5 protein-coding genes, 4 tRNA genes and 1 rRNA gene are annotated in these 5,254 nt (G+C 46.4%); 8 read left to right on the top strand and 2 right to left on the bottom strand.

What is annotated here, in order from left to right; all coding sequences use genetic code 11:
* The 3 genes from rrf (at position 1) to birA (ending at position 2,296) form a co-directional block, all read left to right on the top strand.
* Positions 1–115: ribosomal RNA gene (rrf, locus tag ETV65_RS24685) — 5S ribosomal RNA — on the top strand.
* Between the two features lie 187 nt (positions 116–302).
* Positions 303–1,340, top strand: a complete 1,038-nt coding sequence (gene murB / locus ETV65_RS24680) for a UDP-N-acetylmuramate dehydrogenase (protein WP_129955685.1) — start codon at positions 303–305, stop codon at positions 1,338–1,340.
* Positions 1,337–2,296: a bifunctional biotin--[acetyl-CoA-carboxylase] ligase/biotin operon repressor BirA gene (gene birA / locus ETV65_RS24675; protein WP_129955684.1), complete on the top strand. Its 960-nt coding sequence runs from the start codon at positions 1,337–1,339 to the stop codon at positions 2,294–2,296. The genes murB and birA overlap by 4 nt, the downstream gene beginning before the upstream one ends.
* Before the next feature lie 51 nt (positions 2,297–2,347).
* On the opposite strand, the gene coaA is transcribed toward birA, so the two are convergent.
* Positions 2,348–3,298 carry a type I pantothenate kinase gene (coaA, locus tag ETV65_RS24670; protein ID WP_129955683.1) on the bottom strand — a complete coding sequence of 317 codons (951 nt, stop codon included), beginning with the start codon at positions 3,296–3,298 and terminating at the stop codon, positions 2,348–2,350.
* A 218-nt stretch (positions 3,299–3,516) separates the two neighbouring features.
* Positions 3,517–4,053, bottom strand: coding sequence for a GNAT family N-acetyltransferase (locus ETV65_RS24665; RefSeq protein ID WP_129955682.1), 537 nt, complete (start codon positions 4,051–4,053; stop codon positions 3,517–3,519).
* A 385-nt stretch (positions 4,054–4,438) separates the two neighbouring features.
* Between ETV65_RS24665 and ETV65_RS24660 the strand changes: the two genes are divergently transcribed.
* The 5 genes from ETV65_RS24660 to ETV65_RS24640 all read left to right on the top strand — a co-directional run.
* Positions 4,439–4,514: transfer RNA gene (locus ETV65_RS24660), tRNA-Thr, on the top strand.
* Positions 4,515–4,534: 20 nt separating this feature from the next.
* Positions 4,535–4,619, top strand: a tRNA-Tyr gene (locus ETV65_RS24655).
* 131 nt (positions 4,620–4,750) lie between these two features.
* Positions 4,751–4,825: transfer RNA gene (locus ETV65_RS24650), tRNA-Gly, on the top strand.
* A gap of 7 nt (positions 4,826–4,832) precedes the next feature.
* Positions 4,833–4,908 (top strand) — tRNA-Thr (locus tag ETV65_RS24645).
* A 108-nt stretch (positions 4,909–5,016) separates the two neighbouring features.
* A partial coding sequence (locus ETV65_RS24640) for a GTP-binding protein (protein WP_238485749.1) occupies positions 5,017–5,254 on the top strand: 238 nt, incomplete at its 3' end.

The following is a 5,254-nucleotide window of genomic DNA, read 5'->3' as shown; positions in this document are numbered from 1 at the left end:
CTGGCGGCACTAGCGCGGTGGTCCCACCTGACCCCATGCCGAACTCAGAAGTGAAACGCCGTAGCGCCGATGGTAGTGTGGGGTCTCCCCATGCGAGAGTAGGGAACTGCCAGGCATCAAATAAAGCGAAAAGCCCCGTACGAAAGTGCGGGGCTTTTGGCTATGGGGAATTTAGGGTATTTAGCTCTACACGCTCTGCTTATCGGGCCGCAAGCCCCTGTACCATCTTATAAAACTCTGCGTAACAGAGTATCGGATCGGTTAAACTAAGCACAAATAAGTCACTTATGAGTAATATGGCTATGTCGAATGGCGACACTTCTCTTCAATCCCTAAATACTTTTTCTCTGGAGGCCTATGCTGCTGAAATCACACATGTCCGGAGCGCTGAACAACTCATCGTTGCATGGAAATCAGCGAAGAAAAAAGGGCAGCCTTTTTTACTTTTAGGGGAAGGGAGTAATGTTCTTTTCCTGGAGAATTTTGCAGGATCAGTGGCACTAAATCGCATAAAAGGGATTGAACTGACTGAAAACGCAGAGGAATGGCAGCTACATATAGGGGCTGGGGAAAATTGGCATCAATTGGTTTGTTATGCATTAGAGCATGATATTCCCGGCCTGGAGAATCTTGCGTTAATTCCCGGATGCGTAGGTTCTGCTCCTATTCAGAACATAGGTGCATATGGTATCGAACTGCAGAGTATTTGTGGTTATGTGGATGTATTGGATCTTCAGAATGAAAAAGTCATCCGCTTGCAATCCGATGAATGCCAGTTCGGTTATCGCGAAAGCATATTTAAACATTCCTATAAAGAAGGGTATGCCATTATTGCCGTAGGCCTGAAACTGACAAAGCAATGGCAACCGAAACTGACTTATGGGGATCTGACTCGCTTAGATCCTGAGACTGTGACTCCCCGTCAGATCTTTGATTTAGTCTGCGCGATGCGGCAGAGCAAATTACCAGACCCAACCGTTACCGGCAATGCAGGGAGTTTCTACAAAAATCCTACTGTTGATGCTTCTGTGGCAGAGAGAATCAGCAGCGAATATCCCTCTATGCCGTCTTATCCGCAAGCCAATGGGCAAATAAAACTGGCTGCAGGATGGTTGGTTGAACAGGCCGGTCTAAAAGGTTTTGCCATTGGTGGCGCAGCTGTTCATGATAAACAGGCGTTAGTGTTGATTAATAAAGATCACGCAAGCAGTGCTGATATACGCGCATTGGCTAAATATGTACGTGATGCAGTTGCAGCAAAATTTGGCATCTGGCTTGAACCAGAGGTTCGTTTTATTGCCGCGAAAGGGGAAGTGGACGCAATGGGAGCGCTGTCATGAAAGATATTACCGTTCCTCTGCAATTAATCTCCATTTTGGCTGATGGTGAATTTCATTCCGGTGAGCAGTTAGGTACAGCCATGGGGATGAGCCGCGCAGCGATTAATAAGCATATCCAGACGGTACGTGACTGGGGCGTTGATATATTTACGGTGCCGGGCAAAGGTTATAGCCTTCCGTTCCCTATCGAGTTGCTTGACGCAGAAAAAATCCACGCATTGCTCCCGACGGGCCATGTCGATGTTCTGTCTGTTATTGATTCAACCAATCAGTATCTATTGGACAGAATTGGAGAATTAAGCTCGGGTGACGCATGTGTTGCGGAATATCAGCAGGCCGGGCGGGGACGTCGTGGGCGAAAGTGGTTCTCACCTTTCGGCAGTAACCTTTACCTGTCAATGTACTGGAAACTGGAACAGGGACCTGCCGCCGCAATGGGACTCAGCCTGGTCATTGGGATTGTTATGGCTGAGGTGCTTCAGCGTCTTGGTGCTGAAGCAGTACGCGTGAAATGGCCCAATGATCTTTATCTTAATGATCGCAAGCTCGCCGGAATATTGGTTGAACTGACAGGTAAAACCGGTGATGCAGCACAGCTGGTTCTTGGCGCGGGGATTAACCTTAAAATGCGCGAACCTGCTTCTGATGCTATTAATCAGGGTTGGATAAATTTGCAGGAAGCGGGGGTTAATATTGACCGCAATGAACTTACAGCTACGTTGCTGAAAGAGTTAAGGTCAGCATTATTACATTTCGAACAGGAAGGATTAGCGCCATTTATTCCCCGCTGGCGTGGTTTAGATAATTTCCTCGACCGTCCGGTTAAATTACTCATCGGTGACCAGGAAATTCATGGTATTGAGCGGGGTATCGATCCTCAGGGGGCTTTGCTGCTCGAACAGGATGGCGTACTTAAACCTTATATCGGTGGTGAGATTTCACTGCGCGGTATCTGATTAAAATAAAGGAGAGCACATGCTCTCCTTTATTTTTTAATTTCAGTATATTTATTTTCTCAACCGGACGCTTTCAACCGCATGGTTAGCGCTTTTCGTCAGAATTAAGCTCGCTCTTTCACGAGTTGGAAGAATATTTTCTTTTAAATTCAACCCATTAATCTCATTCCATAGCTGCGTTGCAATGTTCACAGCTTCTTCTTCCGGAAGTTTTGCATAATGATGGAAATAAGAATCAGGATCTGAGAATGCTCCCTGACGGAATTTCAGGAAACGATTAATATACCAACTTTGCAATAATTCTTCAGGGGCATCAACGTATATCGAGAAATCGACAAAGTCAGAAACAAATACATGATGTGGATCATGAGGATAATCCATGCCGCTTTGTAAGACATTAAGCCCTTCAAGGATCAAAATATCTGGCTGCTCAATGACTTTATTGCCCTCCGGTATCACATCATAGATCAGATGCGAATAGACTGGCGCGGTCACATGCCTTGCACCGGATTTAACCTCTGAAACAAAATTCACTAGCTGGTGCATATCATAAGACTGAGGGAATCCTTTTTTCTTCATAATCCCACGCTCCTGAAGCGTCTTGTTGGGATAGAGGAAACCATCAGTTGTAATCAGTTCTACCGAACGGTGCTCGGGCCAACGACTTAATAATGCCTGGAGGACGCGGGCCGTCGTACTTTTACCTACTGCGACACTCCCGGCGATTCCAATGACATAAGGAATTTTCTGTCCATCTGTACCGAGGAACTGCTCAAGCACGGCTTGTCGGCGCAGGTTGGAACTGATGTAAAAATTGAGAAGGCGTGAAAGTGGCAAATATATCTGTGCAACTTCCTCGAGGGATAAATCCTCGTTTATGCCTTTCAGGTTCACCACTTCTGCCTCTTTCAGCGTAAGCGGTACTGAATCACGTAAGGCTGCCCACTGCGCACGATCGAACTGCAGATAAGGAGTTGCCAAAGATGGGTCTCTTTTTTTCATAAGTTAAAGTCTGCCCGTTAGCGCAGGTCAGGAAAGGCGATCACGCCAACTCCAGACAGTAAACCAGCAGCATATTATAGACACCTTAATTTTTGAGGGAGATCTTTTTCTTATAACTTATCGATTTCTTTGATTGAGTTTAAAATTTTTTGAGAAAGTTATGTAAGCGCGGAAAGCCTATGAAAGTGCGGTGAAATGCTCACAGCACAATTTCAAGGCTAAAAGATGGATTGAGATGTGCTGGTAAAAGGTAATAACTGTTTGTAATAGACTACTTCATTTTTTCTGCTGTAACGGGAGAAATCCTGCCTGAGGAGCGCGCAGCGATACCCTTGTGCTCTGTAGAATGCTTCGGCGTCTGAACCTGACTTCATATCTGAAGACAAAATGGTGCAGCGCAGGCTCTGTGCGGTATTTTCCAGCGCACGTAGTAACAGACGACCCACGCCACGTCTTCGTGCTGTAGCGCTGACCAGCAGAGTACTTACTTCGGCCTGATGAGGTAAATCCGGTGAATGGACCAGAATAAGCTGGACGGTACCAATGACGCCTTTTTCATCCCTGGCGATCCAAAGCAATCGTTCATTTTGACTCAGAGCAGGGCATAAATCCTGAAAAGCGTCCTCAGCCTCTCTTTGACCGTTGACACAGGGGAAACCGACAGAAGCATTTGTCCTGTTAGCTTCAATCAATAGTCGCGCGAGTTCCTCTCTGTAAACCGGTAGCGTTGCGGCATTAAGCATGACAATTTTCATTGCGGCACTCCTTCCTATAATAAAACTCGCCTTCGAAAGGAGATATGCAAATATTGCGCCAGTAGAAATAGCTCGGGAATCAGGCCTGACCGACAAAGAAATGCCTCTGGATGTACATTTGTGATGCAAAAGCACATTTATAGTGCATAAATCGAACAGCAGTGCGCTGCGAGGGATTTCTGGCGAGGATGAAGTATAAGTAAGGGGGGCGTATCCATCGCGAACGGGCCTGGAGAAATGACGTTTTTGAATACATTTTGACCCTTTAAACAGCAGGAAAGGAGAAAAAGCTTAGTTTTTGAATAAAACATGAGCGATAACGCAAAACATGCAATTTTTTTGTTGCATACCCTGCAAAGTCTCCATAGAATGCGCAGCACTTGATGCCGGCATAGCTCAGTTGGTAGAGCAACTGACTTGTAATCAGTAGGTCCCGAGTTCGACTCTTGGTGCCGGCACCATTCAAGTACTTAACAATTTAGGTGGGGTTCCCGAGCGGCCAAAGGGAGCAGACTGTAAATCTGCCGTCATCGACTTCGAAGGTTCGAATCCTTCCCCCACCACCATACAAGCCTTAGCAATGAGGCAGCTTGAAATGATAGAGTCGTTTCAAGTGAAGGTGAGGAATTAAGTGTCTCACGTCCTTTTCCCCGTCTTCGAAGTTCTTCAGAAAAATCAGGTAGCCGAGTTCCAGGATGCGGGCATCGTATAATGGCTATTACCTCAGCCTTCCAAGCTGATGATGTGGGTTCGATTCCCACTGCCCGCTCCAAGTATGTGCTGATATAGCTCAGTTGGTAGAGCGCACCCTTGGTAAGGGTGAGGTCGGCAGTTCGAATCTGCCTATCAGCACCACTTCCAAATTCTCCCTCCTGATTTTCTTTCTGTAAACTAATTCGTCAAGCAAATGCTTGGTTGATGTGGTGATACCACCGATTTAACCGTGTCTTAGAGGGACAATCGATGTCTAAAGAAAAATTTGAACGTAACAAACCGCACGTTAACGTTGGTACTATCGGCCATGTTGACCACGGTAAAACTACCCTGACTGCAGCAATCACTACCGTTCTGGCCAAAACCTACGGCGGTTCTGCACGTGCATTCGACCAGATCGATAACGCACCAGAAGAAAAAGCTCGTGGTATCACCATCAACACTTCACACGTTGAATATGACACCCCGACTCGTCACTACGCGCACG

This window comes from Rahnella sp. RFA10(1/100), assembly GCF_004195115.1.
Lineage (GTDB): Bacteria > Pseudomonadota > Gammaproteobacteria > Enterobacterales > Enterobacteriaceae > Rahnella > Rahnella perminowiae.
Note: the sequence above shows the minus strand (reverse complement) of the source record. Positions and strands in the feature narration are given on the sequence as shown.